At 57.4% G+C, this 14869-nt stretch carries 15 protein-coding genes; 13 read left to right on the top strand and 2 right to left on the bottom strand.

Going from position 1 to position 14869, the window contains the following annotated elements; translation table 11 throughout:
* Nucleotides 1-175 precede the first annotated feature (175 nt).
* The 3 genes from fadI (at nt 176) to sixA (ending at nt 4540) form a co-directional block, all read left to right on the top strand.
* Nucleotides 176-1486, top strand: coding sequence for an acetyl-CoA C-acyltransferase FadI (fadI, locus tag NHG65_RS18515; protein WP_099065654.1), 1311 nt, complete (start codon nt 176-178; stop codon nt 1484-1486).
* Nucleotides 1486-3651 (top strand): fatty acid oxidation complex subunit alpha FadJ, encoded by a 2166-nt coding sequence (gene fadJ, locus NHG65_RS18510; RefSeq protein WP_499182530.1) that lies wholly within the window; start codon nt 1486-1488, stop codon nt 3649-3651. Before fadI ends, fadJ begins: the two co-directional genes overlap by 1 nt.
* 406 nt (nt 3652-4057) lie before the next feature.
* Nucleotides 4058-4540: a phosphohistidine phosphatase SixA gene (sixA, locus tag NHG65_RS18505; protein WP_099065656.1), complete on the top strand. Its 483-nt coding sequence runs from the start codon at nt 4058-4060 to the stop codon at nt 4538-4540.
* A gap of 64 nt (nt 4541-4604) precedes the next feature.
* On the opposite strand, the gene smrB is transcribed toward sixA, so the two are convergent.
* Nucleotides 4605-5135, bottom strand: coding sequence for an endonuclease SmrB (gene smrB / locus NHG65_RS18500; RefSeq protein WP_499182529.1), 531 nt, complete (start codon nt 5133-5135; stop codon nt 4605-4607).
* Between the two features lie 170 nt (nt 5136-5305).
* On the opposite strand from smrB, the gene prmB reads away from it, so the two are divergent.
* From prmB to NHG65_RS18470, 6 genes are all read left to right on the top strand, one after another.
* Nucleotides 5306-6238, top strand: a complete 933-nt coding sequence (gene prmB, locus NHG65_RS18495; RefSeq protein ID WP_037423765.1) for a 50S ribosomal protein L3 N(5)-glutamine methyltransferase — start codon at nt 5306-5308, stop codon at nt 6236-6238.
* 62 nt (nt 6239-6300) lie between these two features.
* Complete coding sequence (aroC, locus tag NHG65_RS18490; RefSeq protein ID WP_219016708.1) at nt 6301-7386, top strand: chorismate synthase; 1086 nt, start codon at nt 6301-6303, stop codon at nt 7384-7386.
* A gap of 5 nt (nt 7387-7391) precedes the next feature.
* Complete coding sequence (gene mepA / locus NHG65_RS18485) at nt 7392-8219, top strand: penicillin-insensitive murein endopeptidase (protein WP_099065658.1); 828 nt, start codon at nt 7392-7394, stop codon at nt 8217-8219.
* A 3-nt stretch (nt 8220-8222) separates the two neighbouring features.
* A complete protein-coding gene (locus tag NHG65_RS18480; protein ID WP_261425381.1) occupies nt 8223-9023 on the top strand; it encodes a sulfite exporter TauE/SafE family protein in 801 nt (266 codons plus the stop codon).
* 63 nt (nt 9024-9086) lie between these two features.
* Entirely contained in the window at nt 9087-9644 is a 558-nt protein-coding gene (locus NHG65_RS18475) for an elongation factor P hydroxylase (protein ID WP_262260041.1), read from the top strand.
* A gap of 31 nt (nt 9645-9675) precedes the next feature.
* Entirely contained in the window at nt 9676-9957 is a 282-nt protein-coding gene (locus NHG65_RS18470) for a YfcL family protein (protein WP_099065661.1), read from the top strand.
* Nucleotides 9958-10007: 50 nt separating this feature from the next.
* Here the strand turns inward: NHG65_RS18470 and mnmC are convergent, their stop codons facing one another.
* Complete coding sequence (gene mnmC / locus NHG65_RS18465; RefSeq protein ID WP_499182528.1) at nt 10008-12029, bottom strand: bifunctional tRNA (5-methylaminomethyl-2-thiouridine)(34)-methyltransferase MnmC2/FAD-dependent 5-carboxymethylaminomethyl-2-thiouridine(34) oxidoreductase MnmC1; 2022 nt, start codon at nt 12027-12029, stop codon at nt 10008-10010.
* 170 nt (nt 12030-12199) lie between these two features.
* Between mnmC and fabB the strand changes: the two genes are divergently transcribed.
* The 4 genes from fabB to NHG65_RS18445 all read left to right on the top strand — a co-directional run bounded on the left by fabB (nt 12200) and on the right by NHG65_RS18445 (nt 14865).
* A complete protein-coding gene (fabB, locus tag NHG65_RS18460; RefSeq protein ID WP_012146081.1) occupies nt 12200-13414 on the top strand; it encodes a beta-ketoacyl-ACP synthase I in 1215 nt (404 codons plus the stop codon).
* Between the two features lie 209 nt (nt 13415-13623).
* Complete coding sequence (locus NHG65_RS18455) at nt 13624-13845, top strand: putative periplasmic lipoprotein (protein ID WP_004947462.1); 222 nt, start codon at nt 13624-13626, stop codon at nt 13843-13845.
* Between the two features lie 205 nt (nt 13846-14050).
* A complete protein-coding gene (locus tag NHG65_RS18450; RefSeq protein ID WP_413503211.1) occupies nt 14051-14473 on the top strand; it encodes a hypothetical protein in 423 nt (140 codons plus the stop codon).
* A gap of 68 nt (nt 14474-14541) precedes the next feature.
* A complete protein-coding gene (locus NHG65_RS18445; protein ID WP_219016705.1) occupies nt 14542-14865 on the top strand; it encodes a copper-binding protein in 324 nt (107 codons plus the stop codon).
* Nucleotides 14866-14869 lie beyond the last annotated feature (4 nt).

The following is a 14869-nucleotide window of genomic DNA, read 5'->3' as shown; positions in this document are numbered from 1 at the left end:
GCGGGGTTCACCCGCGCCGCTGACTACCCCGATTATCCCCCCTTAGAAAGTTGCTCCTGCTCTCAGTTTTCACTTCTGCCGGTTTGCCAAATATAAACATTTGGTTAACAATGACCCCATCAGGTCAGACCTCTTTTTAGCCGTTGCGCTGACGTTATTCTCTTCAGGAGCGTTTATGAGTAAGGCACTGCCGTTGGTGACCCGTCACGGTGACCGTATTGCGATTGTAAATGGACTGCGCACCCCCTTTGCCAAACAGGCGACCGCTTATCACGGTATTCCTGCGGTGGATTTGGGTAAAACGGCGGTGAGTGAATTGTTGGCCCGCAGCGGTATCGATCCTGCATTGATTGAACAACTGGTGTTCGGCCAGGTGGTGCAAATGCCTGAAGCACCGAATATCGCGCGTGAAATCGTGCTCGGCACCGGCATGAGTGTGCATACCGATGCCTACAGCGTGTCGCGTGCCTGTGCGACCAGCTTCCAGGCGATTGCCAACGTGGCGGAAAGCATCATGGCCGGCAGCATCAGTATCGGCATTGCCGGTGGCGCTGACTCTTCCTCCGTACTGCCTATTGGCGTCAGCAAGGCGCTGGCGCGTACATTGGTGGACGTCAACAAGGCCCGCACCCTGTCGCAGCGCCTCAAGCTGTTCAGCCGACTGAAATTCCGTGACCTGATGCCGGTCCCCCCGGCGGTGGCGGAATACTCTACCGGCCTGCGTATGGGTGATACTGCCGAGCAAATGGCGAAAAGCCACGGCATCACCCGGGAAGAGCAGGATGCGCTGGCGCACCGTTCTCATCAGTTGGCGGCCAAAGCCTGGGAACAGGGGCTGTTGCACGATGAGGTGATGACCGCCTACGTGCCGCCATACCGCACGCAAATCACCGAAGACAATAACGTCCGCAAAGACTCCAGCCTGGCTTCTTACGCGAAGCTGAAACCGGCATTTGACCGTAAGCATGGCAGCGTTACTGCCGCCAACAGCACGCCGTTGACCGACGGTGCGGCAGCGGTACTGATGATGAGTGAATCGCGAGCGAAAGAATTGGGCCTGCAGCCGCTGGGCTACCTGCGCAGCTTTGCCTTCTCCGCTATCGACGTGTGGGAAGACATGCTGCTCGGGCCGTCTTACGCCACGCCGCTGGCCTTGGATCGCGCCGGCATCGGTCTGGCCGACCTGACACTGATCGACATGCACGAAGCCTTTGCCGCACAAACCCTGGCCAACCTGAAGATGTTTGCCAGCGACGAGTTCGCTCAGCAAAAATTGGGTCGCAGCCGGGCCATTGGCGTGGTAGACATGGATAAATTCAACGTATTGGGCGGCTCGATTGCCTACGGCCACCCGTTTGCCGCTACCGGTGCGCGTATGATCACCCAAACGCTGCACGAGCTGAAACGCCGTGGCGGCGGACTGGGGTTGACCACCGCCTGCGCCGCCGGGGGGTTAGGGGCCGCAATGATCGTAGAGGTGGAATAATGAGTTTTGAAAATGCATTGCACGAACAGCGAGCCAAACCCTCAGCCTTTCAACTGACGATACGTCCGGACAACATTGGTGTGATCACCATTGATGTTCCGGGTGACAAGGTGAATACGCTGAAGGCCGAGTTTGTCGAGCAGGTCAACGACGTACTGATCCGCGCACAGCAGCACCCGGCACTGGAAGGGCTGGTGATCATTTCCGGTAAGCCGGACTCATTTATTGCCGGTGCGGACATCACCATGATTGCCGCCTGTAGCACCGCCAAAGAAGCCGAGGTGCTGGCGAAAAAAGGGCAGAGCACCCTGGCTCAGATTGCCGCGTTCCAGGTTCCGGTGGTGGCGGCTATTCACGGTGCCTGTCTTGGCGGTGGGCTGGAGTTGGCTTTGGCCTGCCACGGTCGCGTCTGTTCACTGGATGATAAAACCGCCCTCGGCCTGCCGGAAGTTCAGTTGGGTTTGCTGCCGGGTTCCGGCGGCACCCAGCGTTTGCCAAGGTTGATTGGTGCCAGCAAGGCGCTGGACATGATCCTGACCGGCAAACATATTCGGGCGCGTCAGGCACTGCGCATGGGTCTGGTGGACGATGCGGTGCCTCAGTCTATCTTGTTGCAGGCTGCTATCGAGCGAGTCAAACAGGGCTGGCAGAGCCGACGTGAACTGCCATGGCAGGAGCGTCTGCTCAACGGCCCGTTGGGGAAAAGCCTGCTGTTCAGCATTGTGCGCAAGAAAACGCGGGAAAAAACCCACGGAAACTACCCTGCGGCGGAACGTATTATCCAGGTGGTGCGCACCGGCCTGGATCACGGCAGTGCCAGCGGTTATGAAGCCGAGGCTCGCGCCTTTGGCGAACTGGCCATGACGCCGCAGTCGGCGGCGTTACGCAGCCTGTTCTTCGCCTCCACCACGCTGAAGAAAGAGCGCGGTGGCAATGCACAACCTCATGAATTGCACCGCATCGGCATTTTAGGTGGCGGCCTGATGGGCGGGGGTATCGCGTGCGTCACCGCCACGCGCGGCGGCCTGCCGGTAAGAATTAAAGACGTTAACGAAACGGGCATTAACCACGCGTTGAAATACAGCTGGGATGTGCTCAGCAAGCGGGTTCGCAGCAAACGCATGCGCCCGATGGAGCGGCAAAAGCAGATGATGCTGATCTCCGGCTCGACCGATTACACCGGCTTTGAACAGGTGGATGTGGTGATTGAGGCGGTGTTTGAAGACTTGTCCCTGAAGCAGCAGATGGTGGCTGAGATCGAACAGCACGCTGCGCCGCACACCATTTTTGCCTCCAATACCTCATCGCTGCCGATTGGCCAGATCGCCGCCAGGGCGCAGCGGCCGGAGCAGGTGATCGGCCTGCATTATTTCAGCCCGGTAGATAAAATGCCGTTGGTTGAGGTGATCCCGCATGCCACGACCAGTGAAGAAACCATAGCCACCACCGTGGCGTTGGCGCACAAGCAGGGCAAGACGGCGATTGTGGTGGCCGATCGCGCCGGTTTTTACGTGAACCGCATTTTGGCTCCTTATATAAATGAAGCGGCGCGCTGCCTGTTGGAAGGCGAGCCTATCGAAGCGCTGGACAAGGCGCTGGTCGATTTCGGTTTCCCGGTGGGGCCGATAACCCTGCTCGATGAAGTGGGCATTGACGTCGGTACCAAGATTATCCCGGTACTGGTGGAACAGTTGGGGCCGCGCTTTGCCGCCCCGGCGGCTTTCGATGCGGTGCTGAAAGACGGGCGAAAAGGGCGCAAAAACGGCCGTGGTTTCTATCTGTATCCGAGCGAAGGCCAGCAGCGCCAGCGGAACAAACGTGCCGATACCTCGCTGTATATTCTGTTGGGCATTACACCGAAGTCGCATTTGCAGCCGGCGGTTATCGCTCAGCGTTGCGTGATGATGATGCTGAACGAAGCGGCGCGCTGTCTGGACGAAGGTGTGATCCGCAGTGCACGCGACGGTGACATCGGCGCGGTGTTCGGCATTGGCTTCCCACCCTTCCTTGGCGGGCCATTTCGTTATATGGACCAGTTGGGCGCCGAGAAGGTGGTTAAAACGCTGGAGCACCTGCAGCGGCAGCACGGGGAATATTTTGCGCCCTGTGAACGCCTGCAGCGCATGGCTCAGCAGGGGGAACGTTTCTACCCGCAGGGGGCGTGAGCGGCACGGTGACGTGATTTGTACTAGAGTAGGATCAAGGATGCATTGTGATCGTTATCACTCCTTGCAACACCAGTAATCCCGGACCCTATACAGGGAGATAGGGACGAGGTAACGTAACCTGATGGCGGTGAAACCCTGGCCGCCATCAATAAAATTCATGATGAAAAGGTTAAAATTTAACCTGTTGAATTGGTTGTTAAGTGAGCGCCTAATAGGTATCAAGACGCCATTGATGTAAAAAACAGCGTTTTCTTTACGTGAACTTTCAGGCAAAATGCCCGGCCGCCATAAAGAGACGGCGCGTTATCGTTTCAAAGCTTTTGCTTTGGGGTTGTAAAACTCGGCGATACAGCACGCTCGGCGTTTCTGTATAGCGTTATTTTGTCAACAACAGCGGTGCAATATGCAAGTTTTGATTATGCGTCACGGAGAGGCGGCACTTGATGCGGCCAGCGATTCGGTAAGACCTCTTACTGTTTGTGGCCGTGATGAGTCACGTCAGATGGCGGCCTGGTTAAACACCAAGTCTGTGGATATTGAACGAGTGCTGGTCAGCCCTTACCTGCGGGCCGAGCAGACGCTGGCCACGGTGCGCGAAGCCTTAAGCTTGCCGGCAAGCGAAGAAGTGCTGCCTGAGCTGACGCCGGGCGGGGATGCCAGCCTGGTAGGCAGTTATTTGCAGGTGCTGGCGCAGCAGGGGATTACCTCGGTGCTGATCGTCTCCCACTTACCGCTGGTGGGTTACCTGGTGGCAGAACTTTGCCCGGGTGAATGCCCGCCGATGTTTGCCACCTCGGCGATCGCCAATGTCGATCTGGCGGCTGACGGCAGCTGCGGTAAATTTGAATGGCAGGTCAGTCCGTCACAGGTGATGGCTAAAGTGTAGGGACCGCAGGTCGGCCCCAAACAAAAGGGCGATGTTTAACATCGCCCTTTGTCATTTCTGCAGTTTACTCGGCCAGTTCGACCAGCAGCAGGATCGCCGCCGTGCCGCCCCATTCTTTGGGCGCCTGATGGAATACCAGTACGTCGGGGTGCTGTGCCAACCACAGTGGGGTTTGCTGTTTAAGGATGTGCTTGCCGTGGCCGTGCATCACACAGGCGCAGTGCACATGTTCGCGTCGACAAGCGGCGATCAATGCGCCCAACTCCTGCTTGGCCTGCATTTGGGTCAGGCCGTGCAAATCGAGAAACAGTTCTGGCGAATAGTCGCCGCGACGCAATTTTTTCAGCTCAAAGGCGCTGTAACCGGGGCGCACATAGCGCGTCGGCCCTTCCTCTTCCAACTGCGGTTGGTATTCATCCGAGAAATAATAACTGGCGTCTACCTGCTCCTGCAGCAGGCGCTGCGGAACAATTTGTTTGGTTTTTGGCTTGGGTTTACGGTGGACAATGGTGTCCTGACGCAGCTTTTTTGCGTCTACTACCGACTCTCTGAAGAGCTGCAATTCATCTTTGCTCAGAGGGTGCTTGTTCTTCATTTTTTATTCACCGGAAATCATTTATCGCGGTAGTTTACCGTGTCGCGGGTATCTGTCGACGCAAAATTCGCGCCAAAATGAAAAGCGCAAGGGGTTAGCGTGATTTGTCGCGGGCTTCATGGCAAACTATGCGGCTAAATCATGAATCACAGTGCCTGCCGGAGGGCAAATTGGACAAAATTTTCGTCGAGGAAGCAGTGAATGAACTGCACACCATTCAAGATATGCTGCGTTGGACAGTAAGCCGTTTTAACGCCGCCGATATCTACTATGGTCACGGAACCGATAATCCGTGGGACGAAGCGGTGCAATTGGTGCTGCCAAGCCTGTTCCTGCCGCTGGATATTCCAGAGGACATGCACACTGCACGTTTGACCTCCAGCGAGCGCCACCGCATCGTTGAACGCGTGATCCGCCGCGTCAACGAGCGTATTCCGGTAGCCTACCTGACCAACAAAGCCTGGTTCTGTGACCTGGAGTTTTATGTCGATGAGCGCGTGCTGGTTCCGCGTTCCCCGATTGGCGAACTGATCAACGATCGCTTTAGCGCGCTGATCCCTCATCCGCCGAGCCATATTCTCGACATGTGTACCGGCAGCGGCTGTATTGCCATTGCCTGCGGCTACGCTTTCCCGGAAGCAGAAGTAGACGCGGTAGACATCTCCGCCGACGTGCTGGCGGTGACCGAGCGCAATATTCAGGCGCTGGGTGTTGAACAGCAGGTGACCCCGATCCGTTCCGATCTGTTCCGCGACGTTCCCGCGATCCAGTACGATCTGATCGTCACCAACCCACCGTATGTCGATGCGGAAGACATGTCCGATCTGCCGCAGGAATTCCGCTTTGAACCTGAGCTGGGCCTGGCGGCGGGCAGCGACGGCCTGAAGCTGGTGCGTCGCATTCTGGCCTGTGCGCCGGATTACCTGAGCGACGACGGCGTGCTGATTTGTGAAGTGGGTAACAGCATGGTACATCTGATGGAACAGTATCCGGATATTCCGTTCAACTGGCTGGAGTTTGAAAACGGCGGTGACGGGGTGTTCATGCTGACCAAACAGCAACTGGTAGATTGCAAGGATCATTTCAGCCTCTACCGCAGCTAAGCATTCTTCGGGCCTGCTGTGGCGGGCCCAACAAAGATAATAATCAAGGGTAAGGATCCGCGATGGCAGGAAACAGTATTGGGCAGATTTTCCGCGTCACCACTTTTGGTGAATCTCACGGTGTGGCGTTGGGATGTATCGTAGACGGCGTGCCACCGGGCATTCCGCTTACCGAAGCTGATTTGCAGCACGATCTGGACCGCCGCCGTCCGGGCACCTCGCGTTACACCACTCAACGCCGCGAGCCGGATCAGGTGCGTATTCTTTCTGGCGTGTTTGAAGGCGTGACCACCGGCACCAGCATTGGGCTGATAATCGAAAACACCGACCAGCGCTCGCAGGACTACGGTGCCATCAAAGACGTGTTCCGTCCGGGACATGCCGATTATACCTACGAACAAAAATACGGCGTGCGCGACTACCGTGGCGGCGGCCGTTCTTCGGCGCGTGAAACCGCAATGCGCGTTGCGGCAGGGGCAATCGCCAAGAAATACCTGCAGCAGAAATTTGGCGTACAGGTGCGCGGCTATCTGGCGCAAATCGGTGATGTGGTCTGTGAGCTGAAAGACTGGGAGCAGGTTGAACAGAACCCGTTCTTCTGTCCGGATCCGGACAAGCTGGAAGCCTTGGACGAACTGATGCGCGCGCTGAAGAAAGAGGGCGACTCCATTGGTGCCAAGGTCAGCGTAGTGGCAGAAAACGTGCCGGTTGGCCTCGGTGAACCGGTGTTTGACCGCCTCGACGCGGATTTGGCGCATGCGTTGATGAGCATCAATGCGGTTAAAGGCGTGGAAATTGGCGACGGCTTTGCTGTAGTGACCAAGCGCGGCAGCGAAAACCGTGATGAAATCACCCCGGAAGGTTTCCAGAGCAACCATGCTGGCGGTATTCTCGGCGGCATCAGCAGCGGCCAGGCGGTGATTGCGCATCTGGCGCTGAAACCGACTTCCAGCATTATGGTGCCGGGCAGAACCATCAATCGCCAGGGCGAAGCGGTGGAAATGGTCACCCGTGGCCGCCACGACCCTTGCGTAGGCATCCGTGCGGTACCGATCGCCGAAGCGATGATGGCGATTGTGCTGATGGATCACCTGTTGCGCCAACGTGCGCAGAACGGTGATGTGGTTTCTAACGTTCCACGCTGGTAATCACCATGAAAAACTGGATGTTGGGCATCGTTGCCCTGATGGCTTCGGGCTCTGTCATGGCGCTGACGCCGTGGCAAAAAATCGATCACCCGGTGGCCGGTGCGCCGCAGGCGGTGGGCGGTTTTGCCAATGGTTGCGTGATCGGCGCCCAGCCGCTGCCGCTGAACTCGCCGGATTATCAGGTGATGCGTCCCGATCAACGCCGCTACTTCGGTCACCCGGATTTGCTGGCGTTTATTCAGCGTCTGAGCAGCAAGGCGAACCAAAAAAACCTCGGTACGGTGCTGATCGGCGATATGGCGATGCCGGCCGGCGGGCGCTTTAGCAGTGGTCATGCCAGCCACCAGTCCGGGCTTGATGTCGACATCTGGCTACAGTTGCCGCGCCAACGCTGGAGTGCACAACAACTGTTGAAGCCGCAGCCGATCGATTTGGTTTCCAGCGACGGCAAGCAGGTGGTCGCACGCCAGTGGCAGCCGCAGATTGAAACGTTGATCAAAGCGGCGGCGCAGGATCAGGAAGTGACGCGCATCTTCGTCAATCCGGCGATCAAGCAGCGTCTGTGCCTGGATGCCGGTGCCGATCGTGACTGGTTGCACAAGGTACGGCCGTGGTTTGGGCATCGTGCGCACATGCATGTGCGTCTGCGTTGTCCTGCCGGTAGCCTGGAGTGTAAAGAACAGGATACCCCGCCGCCGGGTGACGGCTGTGGTGCCGAACTGGCAAGCTGGTTCGTCCCGCATCAGCCAAGTGCCAAACCGGGTAAACCGGTACCGCCGCCTTTACCGCCAACCTGCCAGACTTTGCTGAATAACCATTTCGCTGCGGAATAATAAATGGATTGGTTCGTCGTTGGCCCCGAGATGCTCGGGGTCTTGTTTGTGGTGGCATTGCTGGCGGGTTTTATTGATTCGATTGCCGGTGGTGGTGGCCTGTTGACCGTGCCGGCGTTGCTGGCGGTGGGCGTTCCCCCGGCGCAGGCGCTGGCGACCAACAAGCTGCAATCGGTGGGCGGTTCCTTCTCCGCCAGCCTGTATTTTATCCGCCGGCGAGCCGTCGATCTCAAGGATCAGAAACTGACGATCCTGTTGGCGTTGATCGGTTCCGTCGCCGGGACCATCCTGGTGCAGCACATGCGTGCCGATCTGCTGCGGCAAATGCTGCCGTTACTGGTGATCGGCATCGGCCTGTACTTTCTGCTGACCCCGCGTCTGGGAGAAAGTGACCGGCAGCGCCGTTTGAGCGCCTTGCCGTTTGGCCTGGTGGCGGGTGGCTGCGTAGGCTTTTACGATGGCTTCTTTGGCCCCGGTGCCGGTTCCTTCTACGCACTGGCCTATGTGACGCTGTGTGGTTTCAATCTGGCCAAGTCTACCGCCCACGCCAAGGTGCTGAACTTCACTTCCAACTTTGGCAGCCTGGTGTTGTTTATCATCGGCGGCAAAGTGGTGTGGAGTATCGGTTTGGTGATGCTGGTAGGGCAGGTGCTGGGGGCTCGTCTCGGGGCGCATATGGTGATGACCCGTGGGCAGAAGCTGATCCGCCCGATGATCGTCATCGTTTCACTGGTGATGAGCTGCAAGCTGATATACGACAATCACGGTACGGAAATTCAGCAGTGGCTGGCATTGCATATTTAGCATGCCAAGAGAGCGGTAAAGTGAAATAATTGCCGCTTTATTTTTGTGGTTATTGGATTTTTTATGTCAGACACACAGGTTACCCATCAATACGAACAGCTGATTGATATCTTTAATCAGTGCTTCAGTGATGATTACAACACCCGACTGGTCAAGGGCGACGATGAGCCCATCTATCTGCCGGCCGACGACGAGTTGCCATACCACCGCATCGTCTTTGCTCATGGCTATTACGCCAGCGGCATGCATGAAATCTCTCACTGGTGCATCGCCGGTGAGCAGCGCCGCAAACTGGTCGACTTCGGTTACTGGTACTGCCCGGACGGGCGCGACGCGCAGACCCAAAGCGAATTCGAAGCGGTAGAAATCAAGCCGCAGTCGCTGGAGTGGATGTTCTGCGTGGCGGCCGGTTTTCCGTTCAACGTCAGTTGTGACAACCTGAACGGTGATTGCGAGCCGGATCGCATTGCCTTCCAGCGTAAAGTCCGCGAACGGGTACTGTTGCTGCTGGAACAGGGAATACCCACAAGACCTGCGCGCTTTATTCAGGCGTTACAATCGTTTTACAATACGCCACCGCTGACGGCCGAGCTTTTCCCCTATCCGGAAGATCTCAATTGACCGTCAGTTTGTTATTTAATGAGGAAATTTGATGATCGCAGAATTCGAAGCGCGCATTTTGGCGCTGATTGATGACATGGTAGAGCACGCCAGCGATGATGAACTGTTTGCCGGTGGCTACCTGCGCGGTCATCTGACGCTGGCGGTTGCCGAAGTGGAAGAACAGGGCGATCACACCGCTGAAGCCTTGAAGGCACAGGTGGAAAATAGCTTGCATAAAGCCATCGCCGCCGGTGAACTGTCGCCACCGGACCAGGTACTGGTGTATGGCATGTGGGAAACCCTGTACCAAACCGCGTTGCCGACCGCCTGATCCGCTTTACAGGGCGCTGGCAACAGCGTCCTGTAAAATGCTGATTAAACCTAAACCTCACGCCCCTTCAGTAATTTTCTTACCCACATCCGGTTCGGATTCAACGCCGCCATCATCTGGGCGTCACCCGGCAAGGGCTCGCCAAACAGCTGCGCCGCTAAAATTTCCGCCGCCAGCGGTGCCGAACACAACCCACGTGAACCTAACGCACCAATCACAAACAGATTGGGATAGCTCGGCGCATTGGCAATAGCCTCACCGCGCTGATGTTGGCGTTGCAGATCCTGATACTGGGCCAGCGTCGCCTGGAAGTCCGGGACTGCGCCAATCATCGGCAGATGATCGCGGGTAGCGCTACGCACGCCGCAGCGGGCGTGGTGACCGCTGACGTCCACCTGCAGCGGCCAGCTTTGGTCCGGCAGGCAGCGCAGCAGGCGGGCACGGTTGGCCTGCTGTTCTTCTTCGCGGTATTCGGTGGCAGTTTCGCCGCGCTGGTAGCTGGCGCCGATACAGTGCTGCTGGTTATGAGGATTGACCGGCGTCAGGTAGCCGTCGTAACACAGCACCTGTTTCAACTCACTCAGCGCCGGGGTGGTGGGGATATGGGAGACCTGACCGCGCACCGCATAAACTGGCATCGCTTCGCTTTGCGCCAGTTCGCCAAGCCGATGGCCACTGGCCAGGATCACCGTCGCATGCTGTTGGGGTTCACCCTGACTGAAGCTGAGCTGCCAGCCGCTGTCGGTGGCGGTCAGAGCGCGGACATCAGATTGATACTGACAGCTCAGCCCCTGAGCTTGCGCCAGGGCAATCGCACTGCGCGTCAGCTCGGCCGGGCACAGCCAACCGCCCTGAGGGTAGTTAATGCCGCCAAAACCGCTGTCAATGCCGCACAGGGCGCTGAGCGTGGTGCGATCGGCCGCCATGGCCAGTTCCTGCGGCCATTCAACCGCCAGCATGTTGGCAATCTTCCCGGCGCTCTTCTCATCAAAAGCTAACTGACTGACGCCGCACCACTGGTGATCGAACGCCACGCCTTGTTGTACCAGCGCATCGTACTGACGGCGGGCAAACAGGAAGGCGGCGCTGAAGAAGTTTTCCAGTGCATCGCCCCGGCCGTTCAACAACGGGTAGAGCGCGCCCTGACGGTTGCCGGATGCTCCTTCGGCCGGTTGCGGATCGGCACAGTACAGCGTGACCTTCGCACCCCGTCGCAACAGGGCGAGGGCGGTCAAGGCGCTGGCAACACCGCCGCCGATGATGGCGATATCGTCGGTATGCTCCGCCGCCGGGCGCAACAGCCAGGGGGTGGGATGGGCGATCGCGGGCGCATCGGCAGGCAGTTCGCCAATCAGCATTTCACGTTTCTGGCCGAAACCTTTGCTTTTGATGACCTCAAATCCGGCCTGCTGAAGCCCACGGCGTACGAAACCGGCGGCGGTAAAGGTGGCAAGGCTGCCCCCCGGCCGGGCAAAGCGTGCCATGGCGGCGAACAGCTGTTCGGTCCACATATCCGGATTTTTTGACGGGGCGAACCCGTCGAGGAACCAGGCGTCGATTTGGCGGTTCATACTGGCGTCAAAGTGCGGCAGCAGAGTATTCACGTCGCCAAACCACAGGTCGAGCGTAATGCGGCCTTCCGCCAGCAGCAGGCGGTGGCAGCCCGGCAGCGGTAACGGCCATTGGGCGCGTAACTCATCGGCATAGGGGGCCAGCTCCGGCCAACGTGCATGCGCCGCCGCCAGATCGGCCTGCAGCAGCGGGAATTTTTCAAAGCTGATAAAGTGCAGTCGCTGCAGCGTGGCGTTCGGCGTGGTTGCACGAAAGCCGGTAAAGGCCTGCCACAGGGTTAAAAAATTAAGTCCGGTGCCGAAGCCGGTTTCCGCGACGATAAACAGCGGGCGAGGGTGTTCGGCAAAACGCAGTGGCAGTCGGTTGCCCTTGAGAAACACGTAGCGGGTTTCTTCCAGCCCATCCTGATTAGAAAAGTAGACGTCATCAAACTGTTTCGAAACAGGTGTACCCTGTTCATTCCAGGATAACGCTGCGGTTTGGATCGGGGCGTTGCTCACGGTTGGTTGCTCGTAACTCAAGGGGTGACGGGATTCTAACGGCGCTGGCGCTATGGCGCAAACTGGATAAGAATAAAGCTGAAAAACGCTGATCGGACTTGTTCGGCGTACATCTGTACGCTAAAGTGCGATGCAAAATCCCGAATGTAAAATTGTGGAAGAGGTACTGAATGAAACGTGCAGTGATTACTGGCCTGGGAATCGTCTCCAGCATTGGTAACAACCAGCAGGAGGTCCTGGCGAGCCTGCAGGAAGGACGTTCTGGGATCACTTTCTCCCAGGAGCTTAAAGATTCCGGCATGCGTAGTCACGTATGGGGCGATGTTAAACTGGACACCACCGGTCTGATCGACCGTAAAGTGATGCGCTTTATGAGCGATGCGTCCGTTTATGCCTATCTTTCCATGGAAGAAGCCATCAAAGACTCAGGTCTGGCTGCCGATCAGGTTTCCAACGATCGCACCGGTCTGGTTGTTGGCTCAGGTGGCGGCTCTCCACGCAACCAGGTTGCTGGATCCGACGGCATGCGTGCCAAAGGCCTGCGCGGCGTTGGCCCGTACATGGTGACCAAGGCTATGGCTTCAGGCGTTTCCGCCTGCCTGGCAACCCCGTTCAAAATTCGTGGCGTTAACTATTCCATCAGCTCAGCCTGCGCAACCTCTGCACACTGCATTGGCCACGCGGTTGAACTGATCCAACTGGGCAAGCAGGACGTGGTCTTTGCCGGCGGCGGTGAAGAACTGTGCTGGGAAATGGCCTGTGAGTTCGATGCGATGGGCGCACTGTCCACCAGCTACAACGACACCCCGGAAAAAGCTTCCCGTACTTACGACGCAGCGCGTGACGGTTTCGTCATCGCCGGCGGCGGCGGTATGGTGGTAGTCGAAGAGCTGGAACACGCTCTGGCGCGTGGCGCACACATCTATGCCGAGATCATCGGCTACGGTGCGACCTCTGACGGTGCAGACATGGTTGCACCATCAGGCGAAGGCGCAGTGCGTTGCATGAAGATGGCAATGCAGGGCGTTGATACCCCAATCGACTACATGAACGTGCACGGGACTTCCACGCCGGTTGGCGATGTGAAAGAACTGGGCGCTATCCGTGAAGTGTTTGGCGACAACACCCCGGCAATCTCCTCCACCAAGGCCATGACCGGTCACTCACTGGGCGCCGCCGGCGTGCAGGAAGCGATCTACAGCCTGTTGATGGTTGAGCACGGCTTTATTGCGCCGAGCATCAACATCGAAAACCTGGATGAGAAAGCCGCAGGCATGAACATCGTGACTCAGCCGACTCAACGTGAGCTGACTACCGTGATGTCCAACAGCTTCGGTTTCGGCGGCACCAACGCCACGTTAGTCATGCGTAAACTGCAGAAGTAATTCCGGCCTCAAGGTTGTCGATCAAGCCCGCGTTTTCGCGGGCTTTTTACTGCCTGCAGATCTTGTCGGGGACCGTTCGGAGTTATCCCAAATTACATCTTCTGACGGATCATTAACGCTTCGTTCAGCCTTTTGCGCATACAATGGCTCAATAGCGCGAATATCACTCGGCGTCGCATTTCAGAGTGATCGAACATTGAGGCAAAAGTATGAAAAAGTTAATTGCGGTTGGGCTGCTGTCGGTATTTCTGGCTGGGTGCGCGACTGAGTCACCTTGTGTCCCGGTTTATGACGATCAGGGGCGTCTGGTGCACACCAACACCTGTATGAAAGGCACCACTCAGGATAACTGGGAAACCGCAGGCGCCATCGCCGGTGGTGCGGCGGCGGTTGCCGGTCTGACGCTGGGTATTATCGCGTTAACCAAATAACCTTCCGTCGGTGAGTTTCCCCGAATCAAGCCCAGCCTCCGCGCTGGGCTTTTTCTTTGGTTGAGACGCCACCGGTTGATTGATATCAAAGAATTTTAATTTCCACTTCGCCGCTGAAAGCCGCTTTGTCAGCGGGTGTAAATTCCATTCCTGCGCAAGCACTTGGCCGATATACTTCCGCCATCTCCCGCTCTGGAATGACCTGATGTCGGCTTTGGCGTCCATCTCTTTATCTATGCACCGTCTGCGCTTTGCTAAAAAGCGGGCTGGCGCATGGTTATTGGTCGTCTGCTGGCTGCTGTTGAATAGCCAACTGGCGCTGGCCAGCCATAATTGTAACCTGCAGTTCAGCGGCGAAGCGCCGATGGCCCAGCATATGATGCATATGCAAAACAGCCTGCCGTCGTCGGAACAGATGCAAACCCAGGGGCCACTGTGTGAGAAACACTGTGTACCGGAGTCAGCCCAACAAGACCACGCCAGCCTGACGTTAGCCGCCTTGCCGATCAGCAGCGAATGGGCCGTTATTGCGCCTTCCCCGTCACTTTCTATCCCGGTTAATACCTGGCAAACACCCCCGATAACAGGCCCGCCGACAGAGATAGTTTTCTGCCGGTTCCGTGAATAGCTCTGACAACCGCTTTGCCGTCCCTGACGGCCACTCGCGTTTGTTAACTATTTAATGGAGTACCCGTTATGCGTAATTTATTTGTCGTTGTATTGATCACCCTGTTTTTCTCCTCTGCCGCCAGCGCCGCCGATATGGCGATGCAACATTCTGCCGTAAAACCTGACGTCGAAATCCATAGCCAGGGCGTGATCAAAGCCTGGGATGAGCGAAAGGTGTCCATCGCGCACCAGGCTATTCCGGCGCTCAACTGGCCGCCCATGACCATGAGCTTCCAACTCCCTTCATCGCCATCGCTCACCGCATTGCCTGCGGGAACGGCGGTGGATTTCAGCTTCCTGCCCGTCGACGGTGGTTATCAGTTGGTGGCTGTCGCCGCCGCTCGCCAATAACGGA

It is taken from the genome of Serratia myotis (assembly GCF_027474885.1).
In the GTDB taxonomy this organism is placed as follows: domain Bacteria; phylum Pseudomonadota; class Gammaproteobacteria; order Enterobacterales; family Enterobacteriaceae; genus Serratia; species Serratia proteamaculans.
The sequence above is the reverse complement of the archived record's forward strand: the minus strand, read 5'-3'. Positions and strand labels throughout refer to the sequence as shown.